Annotated in this window: 19 protein-coding genes; 4 read left to right on the plus strand and 15 right to left on the minus strand. The window is 60.4% G+C overall.

Annotated elements, in window-relative coordinates; genetic code table 11:
- Positions 1-4: 4 nt before the first annotated feature.
- The gene (locus EXN68_RS00510; RefSeq protein WP_142839212.1) at positions 5-799 is read right to left on the minus strand and encodes a helix-turn-helix domain-containing protein; all 795 of its coding nucleotides are present in this window, start codon (positions 797-799) and stop codon (positions 5-7) included.
- A 107-nt stretch (positions 800-906) separates the two neighbouring features.
- Between EXN68_RS00510 and EXN68_RS00515 the strand changes: the two genes are divergently transcribed.
- Positions 907-1,269 carry a nuclear transport factor 2 family protein gene (locus EXN68_RS00515; protein ID WP_127756265.1) on the plus strand — a complete coding sequence of 121 codons (363 nt, stop codon included), beginning with the start codon at positions 907-909 and terminating at the stop codon, positions 1,267-1,269.
- A 42-nt stretch (positions 1,270-1,311) separates the two neighbouring features.
- Here the strand turns inward: EXN68_RS00515 and dxs are convergent, their stop codons facing one another.
- The 7 genes from dxs to EXN68_RS00550 all read right to left on the minus strand — a co-directional run bounded on the left by dxs (position 1,312) and on the right by EXN68_RS00550 (position 7,650).
- On the minus strand, positions 1,312-3,231 hold the full coding sequence (gene dxs / locus EXN68_RS00520; RefSeq protein ID WP_080817504.1) for a 1-deoxy-D-xylulose-5-phosphate synthase: 1,920 nt from the start codon (positions 3,229-3,231) through the stop codon (positions 1,312-1,314).
- Between the two features lie 99 nt (positions 3,232-3,330).
- Positions 3,331-4,254 carry a pirin family protein gene (locus tag EXN68_RS00525; protein ID WP_065115028.1) on the minus strand — a complete coding sequence of 308 codons (924 nt, stop codon included), beginning with the start codon at positions 4,252-4,254 and terminating at the stop codon, positions 3,331-3,333.
- A 299-nt stretch (positions 4,255-4,553) separates the two neighbouring features.
- Complete coding sequence (locus tag EXN68_RS00530) at positions 4,554-4,808, minus strand: exodeoxyribonuclease VII small subunit (protein ID WP_003503059.1); 255 nt, start codon at positions 4,806-4,808, stop codon at positions 4,554-4,556.
- 2 nt (positions 4,809-4,810) lie between these two features.
- Positions 4,811-5,746, minus strand: a complete 936-nt coding sequence (locus tag EXN68_RS00535; RefSeq protein WP_142839213.1) for a histone deacetylase family protein — start codon at positions 5,744-5,746, stop codon at positions 4,811-4,813.
- A 25-nt stretch (positions 5,747-5,771) separates the two neighbouring features.
- Positions 5,772-6,335, minus strand: a complete 564-nt coding sequence (locus EXN68_RS00540; protein ID WP_080818797.1) for a biotin transporter BioY — start codon at positions 6,333-6,335, stop codon at positions 5,772-5,774.
- A 5-nt stretch (positions 6,336-6,340) separates the two neighbouring features.
- Positions 6,341-6,973, minus strand: coding sequence for a CbiQ family ECF transporter T component (locus tag EXN68_RS00545; protein ID WP_142839214.1), 633 nt, complete (start codon positions 6,971-6,973; stop codon positions 6,341-6,343).
- Positions 6,970-7,650 (minus strand): energy-coupling factor ABC transporter ATP-binding protein, encoded by a 681-nt coding sequence (locus tag EXN68_RS00550; RefSeq protein WP_142839215.1) that lies wholly within the window; start codon positions 7,648-7,650, stop codon positions 6,970-6,972. The genes EXN68_RS00545 and EXN68_RS00550 overlap by 4 nt, the downstream gene beginning before the upstream one ends.
- A gap of 113 nt (positions 7,651-7,763) precedes the next feature.
- Between EXN68_RS00550 and EXN68_RS00555 the strand changes: the two genes are divergently transcribed.
- The gene (locus EXN68_RS00555; protein WP_142839216.1) at positions 7,764-8,960 is read left to right on the plus strand and encodes a winged helix-turn-helix domain-containing protein; all 1,197 of its coding nucleotides are present in this window, start codon (positions 7,764-7,766) and stop codon (positions 8,958-8,960) included.
- A 264-nt stretch (positions 8,961-9,224) separates the two neighbouring features.
- Here the strand turns inward: EXN68_RS00555 and ribB are convergent, their stop codons facing one another.
- The 3 genes from ribB to EXN68_RS27535 all read right to left on the minus strand — a co-directional run bounded on the left by ribB (position 9,225) and on the right by EXN68_RS27535 (position 11,906).
- Entirely contained in the window at positions 9,225-10,325 is a 1,101-nt protein-coding gene (gene ribB / locus EXN68_RS00560) for a 3,4-dihydroxy-2-butanone-4-phosphate synthase (RefSeq protein ID WP_065115034.1), read from the minus strand.
- 91 nt (positions 10,326-10,416) lie between these two features.
- Positions 10,417-11,511, minus strand: coding sequence for a chorismate synthase (gene aroC / locus EXN68_RS00565; RefSeq protein WP_142839217.1), 1,095 nt, complete (start codon positions 11,509-11,511; stop codon positions 10,417-10,419).
- Between the two features lie 5 nt (positions 11,512-11,516).
- Entirely contained in the window at positions 11,517-11,906 is a 390-nt protein-coding gene (locus EXN68_RS27535; RefSeq protein ID WP_193559486.1) for a hypothetical protein, read from the minus strand.
- 40 nt (positions 11,907-11,946) lie between these two features.
- On the opposite strand from EXN68_RS27535, the gene EXN68_RS00570 reads away from it, so the two are divergent.
- The gene (locus tag EXN68_RS00570; protein ID WP_006309807.1) at positions 11,947-12,207 is read left to right on the plus strand and encodes a DUF1344 domain-containing protein; all 261 of its coding nucleotides are present in this window, start codon (positions 11,947-11,949) and stop codon (positions 12,205-12,207) included.
- A 257-nt stretch (positions 12,208-12,464) separates the two neighbouring features.
- On the opposite strand, the gene EXN68_RS00575 is transcribed toward EXN68_RS00570, so the two are convergent.
- From EXN68_RS00575 to EXN68_RS00590, 4 genes are all read right to left on the minus strand, one after another.
- A complete protein-coding gene (locus tag EXN68_RS00575; RefSeq protein ID WP_142839218.1) occupies positions 12,465-13,058 on the minus strand; it encodes a histidine phosphatase family protein in 594 nt (197 codons plus the stop codon).
- Between the two features lie 32 nt (positions 13,059-13,090).
- Positions 13,091-13,909, minus strand: a complete 819-nt coding sequence (fabI, locus tag EXN68_RS00580) for an enoyl-ACP reductase FabI (protein ID WP_142839219.1) — start codon at positions 13,907-13,909, stop codon at positions 13,091-13,093.
- Between the two features lie 131 nt (positions 13,910-14,040).
- Positions 14,041-15,156 (minus strand): DnaJ C-terminal domain-containing protein, encoded by a 1,116-nt coding sequence (locus EXN68_RS00585; protein WP_142839220.1) that lies wholly within the window; start codon positions 15,154-15,156, stop codon positions 14,041-14,043.
- A gap of 208 nt (positions 15,157-15,364) precedes the next feature.
- Positions 15,365-15,814, minus strand: coding sequence for an RT0821/Lpp0805 family surface protein (locus EXN68_RS00590; protein WP_142839910.1), 450 nt, complete (start codon positions 15,812-15,814; stop codon positions 15,365-15,367).
- 56 nt (positions 15,815-15,870) lie between these two features.
- Between EXN68_RS00590 and pdxH the strand changes: the two genes are divergently transcribed.
- Positions 15,871-16,491: a pyridoxamine 5'-phosphate oxidase gene (pdxH, locus tag EXN68_RS00595; RefSeq protein WP_142839221.1), complete on the plus strand. Its 621-nt coding sequence runs from the start codon at positions 15,871-15,873 to the stop codon at positions 16,489-16,491.
- Position 16,492: the final 1 nt, after the last annotated feature.

The raw sequence follows: 16,492 nt of genomic DNA on the forward strand, positions 1-16,492 counted from the left end.
GGTCTTACTCCTTTGCGCCTGGCATCAGGGCGGCGCGGGTTGCCGCATCGGCGGGGTAGAAACATTCCAGCACCAGTTCGGACAGCGTGACATCGGTTGCGGTTCCGAAAACCGTGGTGGTGGAGATGAAGCTCAAAACGGCGCCCGAGACCGGATCGCGCAGTTGCAGCGGTATGGCCAGTGGATCGGCCCCGGCGGCATGGGGTGAGGCCTTCGGCGCGGGATAGGCCGAAAGCTCCGCATGCAAGTGGCAAAGCATCTCGTCTCCCGTTTCCTCGACCTGACGGCGCAGGCGCTCCAGCAGGTGATGCCGCCATTCGGCGAGGTTGACGATGCGCGAACTCAAACCCTGCGGGTGCAGGCTAAGCCTCAGGGCGTTGAGCGGCGGGCGAAGCAACTCTTCGGAAACACCGGCCAGAAGTGACGTGATCGCCTCATTGGCGAGAACAACGTTCCAATGCCGGTCGACGGCAAGGGCGGGGAAGGGCATGTGGCCCTGGACCACGGTTTCGACGGCCTGCCGGGCCGCCGCCATGTCGGGCGCGTCCAGCGAGCGTTCGGAATGAACAGGCGCATAACCCGCCGCCAGCATCAGCCGGTTGGCGGCGCGGGCGGGCATGGAAAGCTGCTCCGCCAGTTTCGCGAGCATCTCGCGGCTGGGGGATGAACGCCCGCTTTCCACAAAGCTCAGATGCCGCGCCGATATGTCCGCCTCTATCGCCAGATCGAGCTGGCTCAACCTGCGGCGGGCACGCCATTCCTTCAGCACCTGGCCGACATGTTCTCGATGATGTGTCATGCCCCGCAGCCTAGCAGAACATATCAGCAATGCGATTACCTCCGAGGTAATTGTTCCGCTTCCCGACCGCCGGCATGTTTGGGCCGTCAACCAGAAGGAGCGCAATCATGACGCAACATCTCACAATCGCCCAGACCTATCTCGCAGCCTGGAACGAAGAGGACAATGAACGCCGCAGGCATCTCGTCGGTCAGGCATGGGCAGAAAATACGCGCTACGTCGATCCGCTGATGCAGGGCGAAGGCCAGCAGGGGATTGCCGCGATGATCGAGGCGGCGCGGCAGAAATTTCCGGGATATCGCTTCGTTCTTGCCGGCACCCCGGATGGTCACGGCAACTTCACCCGTTTCTCATGGCGTCTCATTTCGCCTGATGGGGATGATATTGCGGGTGGTACCGATGTCGTCAGCCTGAATGCCGAGGGACGGATCGAAAATGTCGTCGGTTTTCTCGATGGCGCGGCATCCTGAGAAAGAGGCGGGATGGTCCGGCCTCCTGTCCCGGCAATCTTGTCAGCCGGCGAAACCGACGCCGGCCTGACGCTGGCCGAGTGCATTAAACACCGTGGAAACGATGCCGGCCCGGTCAAGGCCGGCATTGGCATACATGGTTTCGGGCTTGGCCTGCTCCACCCACTGGTCGGGCAGGGTCAGGGTCCGGACCTTCGGGCCATGGTCAAGCAGGCCGGCGCTGGCCATGAAATGCAGCACATGCGCGCCGAAACCGCCGACGGAGCCTTCTTCGATGGTCACCAGAACCTCGTGATGGCTGGCCAGCTGGCGGATAAGGTCGAGATCGAGCGGCTTGGCGAAGCGCGCATCGGCAACCGTGGTGGAAAGGCCGGCCGCTTCAAGGTCTTCCGCCGCCGCCAGGCATTCAGCCAGCCGCGTGCCGAAGGAGAGCAGCGCAACCTTGGTGCCTTCCTTGATGATGCGGCCCTTGCCTATCTGGAGAATCTCACCACGCGCGGGCATCTCGACACCCACGCCTTCACCGCGCGGGTAACGGAAGGAAATCGGGCCTTCATCATAGGCCGCTGCCGTGCGCACCATATGTTTCAGCTCTGCCTCATCCGAGGCCGCCATCACCACCATGCCGGGCAGGGTGGCGAGGAAAGTCGTGTCGAACGAACCGGCATGGGTCGGCCCGTCAGCACCGACAAAACCGGCGCGGTCGATGGGGAAACGCACGGGCAGGCTCTGGATGGCCACATCATGCACCAGCTGGTCGTAACCGCGTTGCAGGAAGGTGGAATAAAGCGCGCAGAACGGCTTGTAACCATCAGCCGCAAGCCCCGCCGCAAAGGTGACGGCATGCTGCTCGGCAATGCCGACATCGAAGGTGCGAGACGGGAAAAGCTCGGCCATCTTGTCGAGGCCCGTGCCATTCGGCATGGCGGCCGTCACACCAATGATCTTCTCGTCGAGCGTCGCTTCCTGGATCAGGGCTTCGGCAAAGACGCTGGTATAGCTCGGCGCATTCGGCTTGGCTTTCGCCTGCGCGCCGGTGATGACGTCGAACTTGTTGACGCCGTGATATTTGTCGGCTGCGGCTTCAGCCGGCGCATAACCCTTGCCCTTCTGCGTCACCACATGGATGAGGACGGGGCCTTTCTGGTTGTCGCGCACATTGCGCAGCACCGGCAAAAGGTGATCGAAGGAATGACCGTCGATCGGGCCGATGTGATAGAAGCCAAGCTCTTCGAACAGCGTGCCGCCGGTCACATAACCGCGCGCATGGGTCACGGCGCGGGTAATGGCGCGGTCGATGGTCTTGCCGAGATAGGCCGTCAGTTTCTTGCCGAAATCGCGGAAGCCCATATAGGTGCGGCCGGAGGCGAGGCGTGCCAGATAAGCGCTCATCGCGCCCGTCGGCGGCGCAATCGACATATCGTTGTCGTTGAGGATGACGATCAGCCGCGCATCGAGCGCGCCGGCATTGTTCAATGCCTCAAACGCCATGCCCGCCGACATCGAGCCGTCGCCGATGATGGCTACGACCTTGCGGTCGCTGCCATCAAGCCCCGCCGCCACCGCCATGCCGAGGCCGGCGGAAATGGAGGTGGAGGAATGGCCGGCGCCGAAATCATCATATTCGCTTTCGGCCCGCCGGGTGAAACCGGAAAGCCCGTCTTCCTGCCGCAGCGTGCGGATGCGATCCCGTCGGCCGGTCAGAATCTTGTGCGGATAACATTGATGGCCGACATCGAAGATCAGCCGGTCTTCGGGCGTGTTGAACACCTTGTGGATGGCAATCGTCAGTTCCACCACGCCAAGGCCGGCACCCAGATGGCCACCGGTCTTCGACACGGCGTCAATCATCTCGTCGCGCAGTTCCCGTGCCAGTTCCGGCAGGTCGCGATCGTCGATCTCCTTGAGATCGGAGGGAAAATTCACCCGGTCGAGCAATGGTGTCTGTGGCATTCCGGTCAATCGTTCGGCCTTTTCTTGTCGTCAGCAGGGCGTGCCAGAGCGTCTTTCATGTCGAAAGCCGACGGTGCAGCCCTGCATGTCGTACACTTCTATAGAATTTCAACCTTCCGGCAAAGGGACAAACTCTTCTTCGTCGCCGGGAACGATGTCGAAGCGTCCGGTTCTCCACTCCTGTTTGGCCTGCTCTATGCGTTCTTTTGATGACGAAACGAAGTTCCACCAGATGTAACGGCGCTCATTCAGCGCCGCCCCGCCAAAGATCATGATGTGACAGCCATTGCTGCCGGCCTGCAGCGTGATGTCGTCGCCGGGCCGGAAGACGAGCAGCTGGTCGGCGGCGAAGATATCACCGGCAACATCCAGCGAACCGGACAGAATATAGATCGCCCGCTCCTCATGATCGGCGGAGAAGGGGAATTTTACCCCCGGCTCCAGCGACAGGTCGACATAAAGCGTATCTGTAAAGGACGAAACCGGGGAGGTGAGGCCTTCGAATTCGCCGATTACCACCCGGCCGGTCGCGCCCTTGAGGTCGATCAGCGGCATGTCTTCCTTCGCCGTGTGGGCAAAGGCGGGGGCGATTTCTTCCATATGGTCTGGCAGGGCAAGCCAGGTCTGCAGGCCGGACATGGAAAGCGGATGGCCACGCAGATTTTCCGGCGTGCGTTCCGAATGCACGATGCCGCGCCCGGCCGTCATCAGGTTGATGTCGCCGGGGCGGATGACAAGCTCGGTGCCGAGACTGTCCCGGTGCTTGATTTCGCCGTCGAACAGATAGGTAACGGTGGAAAGCCCGATATGCGGATGCGGCTTGACGTCGAGCGCCTCACCCGCCTTCAGGATCGCCGGGCCCATGCGATCGAAAAAGATGAACGGCCCCACAAGCCGCCGCTGCCGGGTCGGCAGGGCGCGGCGCACGGCAAAGCCGCCAATATCGCTGGTGCGGGGAATGATCAGGTTCTCGATGGCATCGCAGGCAAAAGCATCACCCGCGACGGGATCGTTGCCGGGAAAGAAGGACATCGCAAGCTCCTCGTATCGTCTGGCGGGAGTTTAGCACAACCGAGCGAGAGGGGAGCATCGCGATATCGAACGCAGCGTCAACGATCCTAGTTAACACGACATTGTGAGAACACCTTACGGCCGGGGAAAGTTTTCAAACCTCTCCTCCGTCATCCTCGGGCTTGTCCCGAGGATCTAAACACGTCAAGAAAATCAATGCATTGCCGATCCTCGGGACCAGCCCGAGGATGACGTCGAGTGTTTGAATCGGGAGGTGGCTACCTTATCGAATCACGTCCAAACGCTCCCGCTAAACGCAGTCATTCCCCATCGAGCGGTTCCACACCCTGCGGCTTGCCCGCACGATCGAGACGGATTTTTTCGATTCGTTTTTCGGCAGCGTTCAACAGCGTCTCGCAGTGTTTCTTCAGGGCTTCGCCGCGCTCATAGATGGCGATTGATTCGTCCAGCGCCACGTCTCCGCGTTCCAGGCGTGCGACAATGCTTTCCAGCTCGGCGACGGCCTTTTCGAAGGAATAACCGCTGACATCGGCTGTGTTGGCATTTTCCGTCATGTTCAACCCTTCATCATTCTCAAAATATGCATGGCTGCCGATTCCGCCAGCCCTTCCAGATCATAACCACCTTCAAGCAGGCTGACGACCCGGTTCGATGCGTATTTGTCGGCCATTTCCAGAAGCCGGCCCGTAGCCCAGTCGAAATCCTCTCCCATCAGATTGATCTGCGCCAGCGGATCGCGGTGATGCGCGTCGAAACCGGCGGAGATGAGGATGAGATCAGGCGAAAAATCGGCAATCGCCGGCAGCACGCGGGATTTGAACGCCTCGCGAAAATGGTCGCTGCCGGTGTTGGGCGAAAGCGGTGCGTTGACGATATTGTTCTTCGCGCCGGTTTCGTTTTTATCGCCGCTCCACGGGTAAAGCGGCATCTGGTGGGTGGAACAGAACAGCACGGAAGTGTCGTTCCAGAAGATATCCTGCGTGCCGTTGCCGTGATGCACGTCCCAGTCGATGATGGCGATGCGCTCTGCGCCATGTTTTTTCTGGGCATGGCGGGCGGCAATCGCCACATTGTTGAAAAGACAGAAGCCCATGGCCTTGGCGGTTTCCGCATGGTGGCCGGGCGGACGGGCGGCGACGAAGACATTGTCGGCAGCACCGGTAAACACGTCATCCACCGCAGCCATTGCCGCACCGATGCCGGTCAGCGCCGCCTGCAGGCTTTTCGGCGAGGCATAGGTATCCGCCTCAATGCGGTTGATCTCGCCATCCTCTTGCGGGATCTGCCGCATGACGGCAAGCAGATGCTCTTCCGGATGCGCCAGCAGCACTGCATCCTCATTGGCCTGAGGCGCTTCCTTCCGTTCCAGCCGCTCGAAATTCGGATGTTCGAGTGCGATGTTCAGCGACCGCAGGCGGTCCGGCCGCTCGGGGTGGCCGGGAGGCGTGATATGCTCCAGGAAGATCGGGTGTTCGTATAAACGCGTCGCCATGCTTTTCCTCCCGAAGAAAGTCTGTTCAGGCGCGCTGCGGCAGAAGCGGATAACCGGCCATCACGGCACGGCCGGCCAGTGCGGCAAGAACGGCCTTCAGCGCATCGCCGGGAATGAAGGCGAGCGAACCCATGAAGGCCTTCTCGAAACCAAGCCCGACGACCAGCGCCAGATAGGTGATGCCGAAGGCATAAAGCACGACCACGCCGCCGATGAGGCTGGCGACGAAGAAGCCAATGCCCTGCGTCAGAGCGGACTGGCTGCGATTGACGAGTTTTTCCGAGAGCGTGCCGGTGACGAAGACAGCTGCGATCCAGCCGATCAGGAAGCCCGTCGTCGGCGTGGTGAAGATGGAAAGACCACCGCGTCCGCCCGACAGGACCGGCAGGCCGATGGCGGCAATCAGGATCGTCAGCAGAACCGCGAGCGTGCCGCGCTTCGCACCCAGCACGACGCCCGCCAGCATGACGCCGAGCGACTGCGCGGTGATCGGCACGGGAACGAAACCGAGCGTGATCGGCGGCAGAAGCCCAAGTGCGATGATGATGGCGGAAAACAGCGAAATCAGCACAAGGTCGCGGGTCGTCATGGCGCTCAAAACTCCGGATGGTTATCTGGCGCCAAGCTTTGGCCTCTGAAACCTCGCGCGTCAATGGCGTCGGCAATGGCATCGGCATCCTTCAACGTCATAATGACGAGTGGCACGATGATGGTCGCCATGCGCACGGGCAGGCCGCGAGCCCGGTGTGCGTCACGCACCGCATGATACCGGTTGACGATCTCGGGCACGAACCGCACGACGAGCCCGACCGCAAGCCCGATATCGGCAGCCTTGACCAGCCCCAGCCTTTCGAGAGGGGCGGCGGCAAGCGTGATCTCATCCATGAACTGCGAGATGCTGACGGTGATGGTGACGGCGGTCGCAAGCAGCGCCAGCGCCGTCAGCCGCAAAAGATTGACTGTCGCATCATGGGCCGGGAGCAAAAGATAGCTGAAGGCCGCGACGAGGAAAATGGTCAGCATCACCGGCCGCAGCCGCAGGCCGATCTCCCGGAAGGACAGCCGCGTCTCGCGCAGGATAGCGGCGGCGAGAACCACGGCGAATCCCAGCAACAACAGATCGCGGGTAAGGAACAGTGCGATGCTGAAGCCCATCAGCGTCAGGAGCTTGAGGCGCGGCGAGACGCGGTAGAGCCAGCCCGTGCCTTCAACGTGCAGCGATTTCATCGCGCCACCGCCGCGAGATATTGCGCCACTGCCTCGTCAGGCGCGGCGTCCGCAATCAACGCGCCGCCGTGAAAAACCAGCACACGGTCGAAGCCTTCAAGCAGCGGCAGATCATGGGTGATGACGATGAGCGACTGCGACAGCGTCGCCATGGTCTTTTCCACGACAGCCCGGTTTTTGAGATCAAGCTGGTTGGTCGGCTCGTCGAGAATAAGGATGTGCGGTTCGGTAACCAGAAGCGCGGCCAGCGCCGCAAGCTGCAGCTCCCCGCCGGAAAGCTCATGCGCGCGTCTCTCCTCAAGATGGGAAATGCCGAGCCGGGCAAGAACGGCCTTCACCCGGGTTTCGGTTTCCGCCTTGCCGAGACCGAGCCGTTTCAGCCCGAAGGCGACATCGTCGCGCACGATCGGCAGGATGATCTGGTTCTGCGGATTCTGGAAGATGAAACCGACCGTCTGCAAGACCGCCTTGGCGTCCGTCACGGTGTCGAGACCGTTCACCGCAACCTTGCCCTCGCTCGGCTTGTTCAGCCCGTTGATCAGCCGGGCAAAGGTGGTCTTGCCGGAACCATTGAGGCCGATCACGCCGATACGCCGTTCCGTCAATGTCAGAGACAGGGGCTGCAGGGCCTGCCGGCCCTCGAAAGCGACACCGGCGGCGTCGAAACGGATTTCCAAGCTTACATCCTCGCGCTCGTTTTCCGGTTCTATACCCCGTCATCAACAGAAGTGAAACAAGGAACAAAAAAAGAACATTGCAATCCTGAAAAAGCCGTCATACCTTCTGCTCCATGGTGATCAAGGTTTCAAACGAAGCGGCAAGACGAATTTTTCTGGCGCGGCAGGGGCTTTCCTCGCCGCCCGGCAAGGCGCTTTCCAAGAGCGACCTGCTGCAGCTGATAACCGATATCGGTTTTGTGCAGGTGGACAGCATCGGCACGGTGGAGCGCGCCCACCACCAGATTATCTTCTCCCGCAACCAGACCTACAGGCGTGATCATCTGACCACGCTTTTGGAAAAGGACCGGGCTTTGTTCGAGCACTGGACACATGACGCTTCCATCGTGCCGACGGAATTTTATCCCTATTGGAAGCACCGCTTCCGCCGCCGCGAGCCGATCATTCAGGAGCGCTGGCGCAAATGGCACGGCGAGGGTTTCGACGCCGCTTTCGGCGAAACGCTGGAGCGCATCGCGGCAACCGGCCCGGTTTTGGCGCGGGAACTGAAGGAAGAGGGGCACCAGTCCGGCGGCTGGTGGAACTGGCATCCGTCCAAGACCGCGCTTGAATATCTCTGGCACACCGGCAAGCTGGCGATTGCCGGCCGGGTGAACTTCCAGAAGGTCTATGACCTCGCCGAACGGGTCATTCCCGGCGAGCATCACGAAACCGAGGTGGAGCATGCGGAATTCGTCGACTGGGCCTGCCGGCAGGCGCTGAAACGGCTGGGTTTCGCCACCCATGGTGAAATCGCCGCCTTTTTCGATCTCGTTACCCCGCAGGAGGCGAGGGACTGGGTCAAAAGTCATCGCGATGAACTCTGCGAGGTCTCACTTCTTGCAAGTGACGGGGACACTGCCCGCCCGTCCTATGCCTTTGCCGATTTCACCGCCGACCTGACCGACGTGCCGGAACCCTCATCCCGCGTCCGCGTCCTCAGCCCTTTCGATCCGCTGTTGCGTGACCGCAACCGCACGGAGCGGCTGTTCGGTTTTTATTACCGCATCGAGGTCTTCGTGCCGGAGCCGAAACGGCAATATGGCTATTATGTCTTCCCGCTTCTGGAGGGCGACCGCGTGATCGGTCGCATCGACATGAAGGCGGATCGCAAGCGCGGTACGCTGGATGTTCGGCGCCTGTGGCTGGAACCGGGCGTGCGTGCCTCGGCGGGCCGGCTGGAGAAGCTCGACGCGGAGCTGGCGCGGCTCGCGAAATTTACGGGGGTGGAGAGCGTGAATTATCTGGAGGGCTGGCGGGAGGAGAACTGAGGTCGATCGCTCAAGGATATTTTTGAGACGGCATCGCCCCGCATGCGAATATCGCCCCTGATGAAGCACGGCGTCGCCACCCATTTCTTCTCCCCGCCGGGGAGAAGGTGGCCCGAAGGGTCGGATGAGGGGGCACTCTCTCCGAAATCCGGCAAGGGCGCCCCCTCATCCCGCTGCCGCGGACTTCTCCCCCTCGGGGAGAAGAAACAAGGGGCACCCACTCGCTTCACAATTGCCCTGGAAAACCAAAGGCAAACCCCAAAATCAGCAGATATCCGTCGCCGAAATCTGGATGCCGAAGCCTTCAAGCCCGACATAATGACGTTCGCGGGTGGTCAGCAGCTTGATGGAGCTGATGCCGAGATCCTTGAGAATCTGCGCGCCGAGACCGATTTCCAGCCATTCGTTTTCGCGCGAACGGGCCTGGGCATGCGCTTCGTCCGGGTCACGCGCCTTGCGGCGTCCGGCCACCTGGCCGACACCGACGGAGCCTTCGCGCAGATAGACGATGACACCGCGTCCTTCCTCGGCGATCTTCTGCATATAATGCCGCACCGGCTGGCGGTCCCCGAACACGTCGTCGGCGACGTTTTCGGGGTGCAGGCGAACGGGAATGTCAATGCCATCGCGGATATCGCCGAAAATCACCGCCATGTGCTGCATCGGATCCCAGGGCAGGGAATAGGTCTGCGCCTTGGCCGGCCCGAAGGGCGTCTCGATGGTGAAGGAGGATTCCATTTCCACCAGCGTTTCCTTGCGCTGGCGATAGGCGATGAGATCGGCGACCGAAACGTGTTTCATGCCGTGTTTGTCGGCAAAATCCAGAACCTGCGGGCCGCGCATCACGCTGCCATCATCATTCACCAGCTCGCTGATGACGCCGATAGGCGGCAGACCGGCCAGACGGCAGAGATCGACCGCTGCTTCGGTATGGCCGGAGCGCATCAAGACGCCGCCCTCACGGGAAATCAGCGGGAATATATGGCCCGGTCGGGTGAAATCGGATGCGCCGACATTGGGATTGGCGAGATTGCGCACCGTGAGGGTGCGGTCATCGGCGGAAATACCCGTCGTTGTGCCGTGCTTGAAATCGACGCTGACGGTGAAGGCCGTCGTATGGGCGCTGTCATTTTCCGCCACCATGGCGTTGAGGTTCAGCCGCTTGGCCTCCTCGCGTGGCATGGGCGCGCAGACGATGCCTGACGTGTGGCGCACGATCAGCGCCATTTTTTCCGGTGTGCAGTGAACCGCTGAAATGATCAGATCGCCTTCGTTCTCGCGGTCGTCATCGTCGGTCACAACGACGATTTCACCGGCTTCGAAAGCGCGGATGGCGTCGACAACGCGTTTCTGGTCATAGGCCATGGCGATATCCCCTCACTTCAGAGCAACGGTTCGTTGCTCTTTTTGTTTCTTTAGCGGATTGTCCGAAAACCGCTTCACACTTTTCGGTCCGCTAAAGCCGGCCGGTCTGGCCGCGGTCCCTCAGATAATGGTCGGCAACGGTGCAGGCCACCATCGCCTCACCAATCGGCACGGCGCGAATGCCGACGCAGGGGTCGTGGCGGCCCTTGGTGCGCACATCGACATTGTTGCCGTCGGTATCGATCGACAGGCGCTCCGTCAGAATGGAGGAGGTGGGCTTGATGGCGAAGCGGGCGATGACAGGCTCACCGGTCGCAATACCGCCCAGAATGCCGCCGGCATGGTTGGACAGGAAAATCGGCTTGCCGTCATTGCCCATGCGCATCTGGTCGGCATTTTCTTCACCGGAAAGCTCGGCCGAGGCGAAACCTTCGCCGATCTCCACGCCCTTGACGGCGTTGATCGACATCAGGCTGGAGGTGATATCCTGATCGAGCTTGGCATAAATGGGGGCGCCGATGCCGGCCGGAACGCCTTCCGCCACCACTTCGACGACCGCGCCAATCGAGGAGCCTGCCTTGCGAATGCTGTCCAGATACTCTTCCCAGACCGGCACCATCGCGGCGTCAGGGCAGAAGAACGGGTTCTGGTCGACCTGATCCCAATCCCAGTTATCGCGGTTGATCTTGTGTTTGCCGATCTGCACCAGCGCGCCGCGCACATTGAGGCTTGGCACCACCTTGCGGGCGATCGCACCGGCGGCGACACGCGCCGCCGTCTCGCGCGCGGAAGAACGCCCGCCGCCGCGATAGTCGCGAATGCCGTATTTCAGGTCATAGGTGAAATCCGCATGGCCCGGGCGGAACCGTTTGGCGATCTCGCCATAATCCTTCGAACGCTGGTCGGTGTTTTCGATCAGCATGGAAATCGGCGTGCCCGTCGTTATCATCGTCTCGCCGTCCTCATCCAGCATCACGCCGGAGAGAACCTTGACGATGTCGTCCTCGCGCCGCTGGGTGACGAAACGGCTCTGGCCGGGTTTGCGCTTGTCCATCCAGTGCTGCACCTCGGCAAGGGTAAAGCGCAGGCCGGGCGGGCAGCCATCCACCACGCAGCCAAGTGCCGGCCCATGGCTTTCTCCCCAGGTGGTAACGCGAAAAAGATGACCGAAGCTGTTATGCGACATAGTTCTCAAAACCGGAAAACAGGGCGCCTGCGGGTAGCGCCGTTTAAAACAAGCGGATTTGTCTTAGTGTAAATCCCGACAAGGCAAAAGCCTTTCTTTCGCTGCGGCAGGATAAGTGCCGAACACGACATCGACACGCGTCTTCCCCATCCCGGCAACAGGCGCCGGGATGGGAGTGGACGGCGATTCGGGCCGGCGAGCGCGGTTTTTCGAGATGACGGAAATGTAAATGCGCCGCCGTTTTCCACGTTTATCCGCAGTTTTCCAATATTGCCGCGAAATGCGGTGTAAAAATCACTAACGGCTTGAACACGATCCCAAATCCGTTCATCAATTGGGCCGAAAATGTCATGGTTGCGGGCAATTTCCGCCACATTCGAAAGGCAATTCTTCATGCATGTAAGGTTTTCACGCAAATCCACGAAAGCTAGATCGATGCGTATGATGATTGCCGCCCTTCTGGCCACCGCCAACCTGCTGATGCCGATCAACAGCTTCGCCCAGAGCGTTGACGTGGAAGGCACGATCAGCAAGATCGATGCGAACGGGCTGAGCATTACGCTCAACGACGGCAAGACCTACCGCGTGCCGGAAGAGTTCAACTTCGAAGGTTTGAAGGCGGGCGTGAAGGTCGTGGTTTTCTACACGGAAGTGGATGGGAAACGCGTGGTCGACGATCTTCAGGTCGTTGAGTAAGGCGGCTCGGGTTTACGCATCATCATCCTAAAACCGCCATTGTGAAATGAGCGTTTGCACCTTGTTTCTTCTCCCCGCCGGGGAGAAGTCCGCGGCAGCGGGATGAGGGGGCAAGCTCTCCGAAATCCGGCAACGTCACCCCCTCATCTGACCCTTCGGGCCATCTTCTCCCCGGCGGGGAGAAGAAATATGCGGCACCGTCCTGCGAATATACAAGCGTCTCAAAGACGCCGCCGAGGGCTATTCCCGGTGATCCCTCACGACACCCACTCCGCACTGTTCCCGTCGATCTCGACCTTCAAAATCCGGTCCTGCGGGATTTGCGTGCGTGACGCCTCATCCTTGTCCATGCCTGACACCAGCCGGAAGATCGAGCGGATGACGCCGCCGTGGCAGACGCAGACTGTCGGCCTGTCCACGGAGGAGAGCCATGCGCCGATGCGCCAGGAGAGGATTTCGTAGCTTTCGGCATCCTGGCCGGGGGGAATGAAATCCCACTTGTTGGCCTTGCGCGCCTTCACCCGGTCGGGAAACTCTTTTTTGAGTTCCGGCAGGGTCTGCCCCTCCCAGTCGCCGAAGGAAACTTCGATCAGGCGGTCGTCGGTGCGGTAGGCAAGGGGGTCGAGACCCATCGCGCCGCGCATCAGTTCCATGGTTTCGCGCGTGCGCCCAAGCGGGCTTGCCACATAGTCGAAATCCGTGGCCCGCTCGCCGAGCAAATGGGCGAGCAGCCTGCCATTGCCGACCGCCTGCTGGCGGCCGAAATCGTTGAGCGGAATGTCTTTCTGGCCCTGAAGCCGGCGTATCGCATTCCAGTCCGTTTGTCCGTGCCGGATCACATAGACGAGCAAGGCGATACCCCTGTTTCAAGCATTCCTGATGGTTAGTCCTTCACCACCGAAATGTCAGGCGCATCCACCGCCTTCATACCGATGGTGTGATAACCGGAATCGACATGGTGGATTTCACCGGTCACCGCGGTCGAAAGATCGGACAGCAGGTAAAGCGCCGATTTGCCGACTTCCTCGATGGAAACGGTGCGCTTCAGCGGCGCATTATATTCGTTCCACTTGAGAATATAACGGAAGTCGCCGATGCCGGAAGCGGCAAGCGTCTTGATCGGGCCGGCGGAAACGGCGTTGACGCGGATGCCGCGATTGCCGAGATCGACGGCGAGATAACGCACGCTGGCCTCAAGTGCGGCCTTGGCCACACCCATGACGTTGTAGTTCGGCATGACCTTCTCGGCACCGTAATAGGTGAGCGTAATGATCGAGCCGCCATCATTCATGATAGGCTCCGCACGCTTGGCGACAGCGGCCAGCGAAAACACGGAAATATCCATGGTGCGGTTGAAATTGTCGCGGCTTGTGTCGAGGTAACGACCCGTCAGCTCGTCCTTGTCGGAAAACGCAATGGCGTGCACGACGAAGTCGATCTTGCCCCAGTGCTTTTCCAGCGACGCAAAAACATCATCGATCGTCCCGAGGTCCGTCACGTCACAGTGGCCAGCCATGAAGGCGCCAAGTTCCTGTGCGAGCGGCTCGACACGCTTCTTCAGCGCGTCACCCTGCCATGTGAGTGCGAGTTCCGCACCTGCATCCGCGCAGGCCTTTGCAATGCCCCAAGCGATTGAACGATTATTGGCGACGCCCATGATGAGGCCGCGTTTGCCAGCCATGAGGCCGGATGCCTGAGCCATTTTATGCTCCCTGATACTTTCGATTGATCCTGCCTATGGCATAGGCTGCAATCCGGTTCAAGATTGCCAAAGATCATCAACTGTTAGGGAGCGTAACAAAGGGTGCGTTGTCCCGGCTATTCGCAAAACTTTCACAAATAGAGGCCTTCGCGCATGTGGCGCATGAGGTCGGTCACCTTTTCATCCGGCTTTTCGAGCAGAACAATGCGCAATTCGATGACGAGATCGCCATATTCACCCTTGCCATCGGCAAGGCCCTTGCCGGCAAGCCGCAGCACGCGGTCCGAGCCGGACCAGGCCGGAATGCTGAGATTTTCTTCGCCAAGCGGAGTGCGGACTTTCGTTTCGCAGCCCAGAACCGCATCACCAAGCGAGATCGGCAAAGTCGTGTGAATATCGAATCCGCGAATGGAAAAGGCGTCGTCGCGTGCGGCAAGCAACGTCACGGCAAGATCGCCGCGCGCCATGCCGGGAAGTTTCAGCCCCTGTCCCTTTAACCTCACCACATGGCCATCGGTCATGCCGGGTTCCAGCTGGAAGCGGGCTTCCCGCTCTTCGGCAAGCCCAATGGTAACCCATTTGCGCTCCAGAAGATCGGTAACCGAGATGGTGGCTTCGGCCGTAATATCAGGTGCCTTTTCCGCAACCGGCTGCGGCGTGCGGAACCGGCGCACGAGGGCGCTGAAGAGATTGCCGGCAAGCGAGGCGGGCGTGGATTTGTCGTCAGCAGCGGCCGGTTGTGCCGTTTCACCCGTCCCCGGAATATCGCTTTTTGTGCCGCTGGCTGCAGCCTTGGCCGCTTCCGCCGCCTGTTGCACCTTGGGGTCGTTTTGTGCATCGGCCCCGAAAATACGCTCGACGATATCCTCGGCCGTCTCAGGTTTTCCGTCGGTTTTCTGGCCGGTCTGCGCCCGGTTGCGGGCATCGGCGCGGGCCAGTTCCTCCATCAGCTTCTCAGCCGCCTTGGCGCGTTCGGCAGCCTCGCGCGCGGCCTCCCGCTGCTGCATGATGGTTTCGCCGCGCTTCTTCTTCTCGGCCGCCTGGCGGGCCTGATCGTAAAGATCGCGCTTCTTGGGGTCTTTTAAAAGGTCATAAGCTTGCCCGACTTCAGCGAATCGCGCCGAAGCATCGGGATCGTCGCGATTGGCGTCCGGATGGACGGTTTTCGCCTTCGTGCGCCAGGCAGCCTTGATTTCCTCATGGCGGGCGTCACGTTTCACGCCGAGGATCGAATATGGATCGCGCATGCGAAACACCAGTTACGTTGGCTCAGTCTGCCGCCGTTCATGGCGCAATCCTGAAACTAACCCCTCCGAAAAGGGATGCCGCGATCATTCACGTACACGCCCTCGGTTTAATCAACGTCGACTGTTGCAATAAGTTGCTAATCACTCCTTTACGCAGGAAGCGCGGCGCGGGGTGGCCGGGCTTATTCCATGCGCCAAGGTAAATAGATTATTTCTGCTCGAAGCGGGTCATCAACCACTCGCCGGTTTCCGAGAGGCAGGCCTGTCCGGAATAAGCGGCCACACCTTCGAAGGAGTGGCGCGTCGTCCTGAAATCGCGGCAGACGAAACCGCTGGATTTGTCTTCGTGAATGGCGGTCACGACGCCGGCGCTGCCGGTTGAGGCATTGGCCCAGGGCAGCGGCTGGTCGGCAAGTTTGGCAAGATCGGCCGATGTTACCGCGTTGCGGATGGTCGCATCATCGGTCTGCTGGCCATTATTTTGCTGGTTGGGAACGGAGGCCGTGGAGAGCGAGCGGTCGACCTTGTCGCCGCCGAACAGATCGAGGCTGACACAACCGCTCAGCACCACGAGCATGGACACGACGGCGGAAACTTCCGCGATCGACGAAAGGAGGCCCTTTGTTCGACTGTTCGACTTTGCTATGACGGTCACCATCTTTCGCCAGAAATCATCTCTGGGGTCCAAATCAGCTCGGGAGCATTTTAGTCAATATGTCGGAAACGGGGTTAACATCCAGTGACTTCACGGAAGAAAATGAACCTTTCACCCTTTTTGCCGAATGGCTGAAGGATGCGACGGCTTCCGAAATCAACGATCCGAACGCGGTAGCGCTCGCAACCGTCGATGAAAATGGCCTGCCGAATGTGCGCATGGTGCTGTTGAAAGACGTCGATGATCGCGGCTTCGTTTTCTATACGAACTTCGAAAGCCAGAAGGGCCGCGAGATCCTTGGCCAGAAAAAAGCGGCCATGTGTTTCCACTGGAAAAGCCTGAGACGGCAGGTGCGTCTGCGCGGCGAGGTGGAGATCGTCACGGATGCGGAGGCGGATGCCTATTACGCTTCCCGCCCGCGCGGCAGCCGCATCGGCGCCTGGGCGTCCAAGCAGTCGCGACCGCTGGAAGGCCGTTTCGCGCTGGAAAAGGCGGTGGCCGAATATACCGCCAAATATGCCATCGGCGATATTCCGCGCCCGGCCCACTGGTCCGGTTTTCGCATTCGCCCGGTCAGCATCGAATTCTGGCACGACCGCAAATTTCGCCTGCATGACCGCGTCGAATTCCGCCGCGAGACGCCGGATGCGCCGTGGTCGAAGGTTCGTATGTATCCTTGAC

This window comes from Martinezella rhizogenes (assembly GCF_007002745.1).
Taxonomy (GTDB): Bacteria; Pseudomonadota; Alphaproteobacteria; order Rhizobiales; family Rhizobiaceae; genus Agrobacterium; species Agrobacterium cucumeris.

What these genes read in the sequence shown, in the direction of transcription:
- EXN68_RS00510 (WP_142839212.1), bottom strand. Translation starts at nt 799, where the DNA reads ATGACACATCATCGAGAACATGTCGGCCAGGTGCTGAAGGAATGGCGT.
- EXN68_RS00515 (WP_127756265.1), top strand. Translation starts at nt 907, where the DNA reads ATGACGCAACATCTCACAATCGCCCAGACCTATCTCGCAGCCTGGAAC.
- EXN68_RS00525 (WP_065115028.1), bottom strand. Translation starts at nt 4,254, where the DNA reads ATGTCCTTCTTTCCCGGCAACGATCCCGTCGCGGGTGATGCTTTTGCC.
- EXN68_RS00530 (WP_003503059.1), bottom strand. Translation starts at nt 4,808, where the DNA reads ATGACGGAAAATGCCAACACAGCCGATGTCAGCGGTTATTCCTTCGAA.
- EXN68_RS00535 (WP_142839213.1), bottom strand. Translation starts at nt 5,746, where the DNA reads ATGGCGACGCGTTTATACGAACACCCGATCTTCCTGGAGCATATCACG.
- EXN68_RS00540 (WP_080818797.1), bottom strand. Translation starts at nt 6,335, where the DNA reads ATGACGACCCGCGACCTTGTGCTGATTTCGCTGTTTTCCGCCATCATC.
- EXN68_RS00545 (WP_142839214.1), bottom strand. Translation starts at nt 6,973, where the DNA reads ATGAAATCGCTGCACGTTGAAGGCACGGGCTGGCTCTACCGCGTCTCG.
- EXN68_RS00555 (WP_142839216.1), top strand. Translation starts at nt 7,764, where the DNA reads ATGGTGATCAAGGTTTCAAACGAAGCGGCAAGACGAATTTTTCTGGCG.
- ribB (WP_065115034.1), bottom strand. Translation starts at nt 10,325, where the DNA reads ATGGCCTATGACCAGAAACGCGTTGTCGACGCCATCCGCGCTTTCGAA.
- aroC (WP_142839217.1), bottom strand. Translation starts at nt 11,511, where the DNA reads ATGTCGCATAACAGCTTCGGTCATCTTTTTCGCGTTACCACCTGGGGA.
- EXN68_RS27535 (WP_193559486.1), bottom strand. Translation starts at nt 11,906, where the DNA reads ATGAAGAATTGCCTTTCGAATGTGGCGGAAATTGCCCGCAACCATGAC.
- EXN68_RS00570 (WP_006309807.1), top strand. Translation starts at nt 11,947, where the DNA reads ATGCGTATGATGATTGCCGCCCTTCTGGCCACCGCCAACCTGCTGATG.
- fabI (WP_142839219.1), bottom strand. Translation starts at nt 13,909, where the DNA reads ATGGCTCAGGCATCCGGCCTCATGGCTGGCAAACGCGGCCTCATCATG.
- EXN68_RS00585 (WP_142839220.1), bottom strand. Translation starts at nt 15,156, where the DNA reads ATGCGCGATCCATATTCGATCCTCGGCGTGAAACGTGACGCCCGCCAT.
- EXN68_RS00590 (WP_142839910.1), bottom strand. Translation starts at nt 15,814, where the DNA reads ATGGTGACCGTCATAGCAAAGTCGAACAGTCGAACAAAGGGCCTCCTT.
- pdxH (WP_142839221.1), top strand. Translation starts at nt 15,871, where the DNA reads ATGTCGGAAACGGGGTTAACATCCAGTGACTTCACGGAAGAAAATGAA.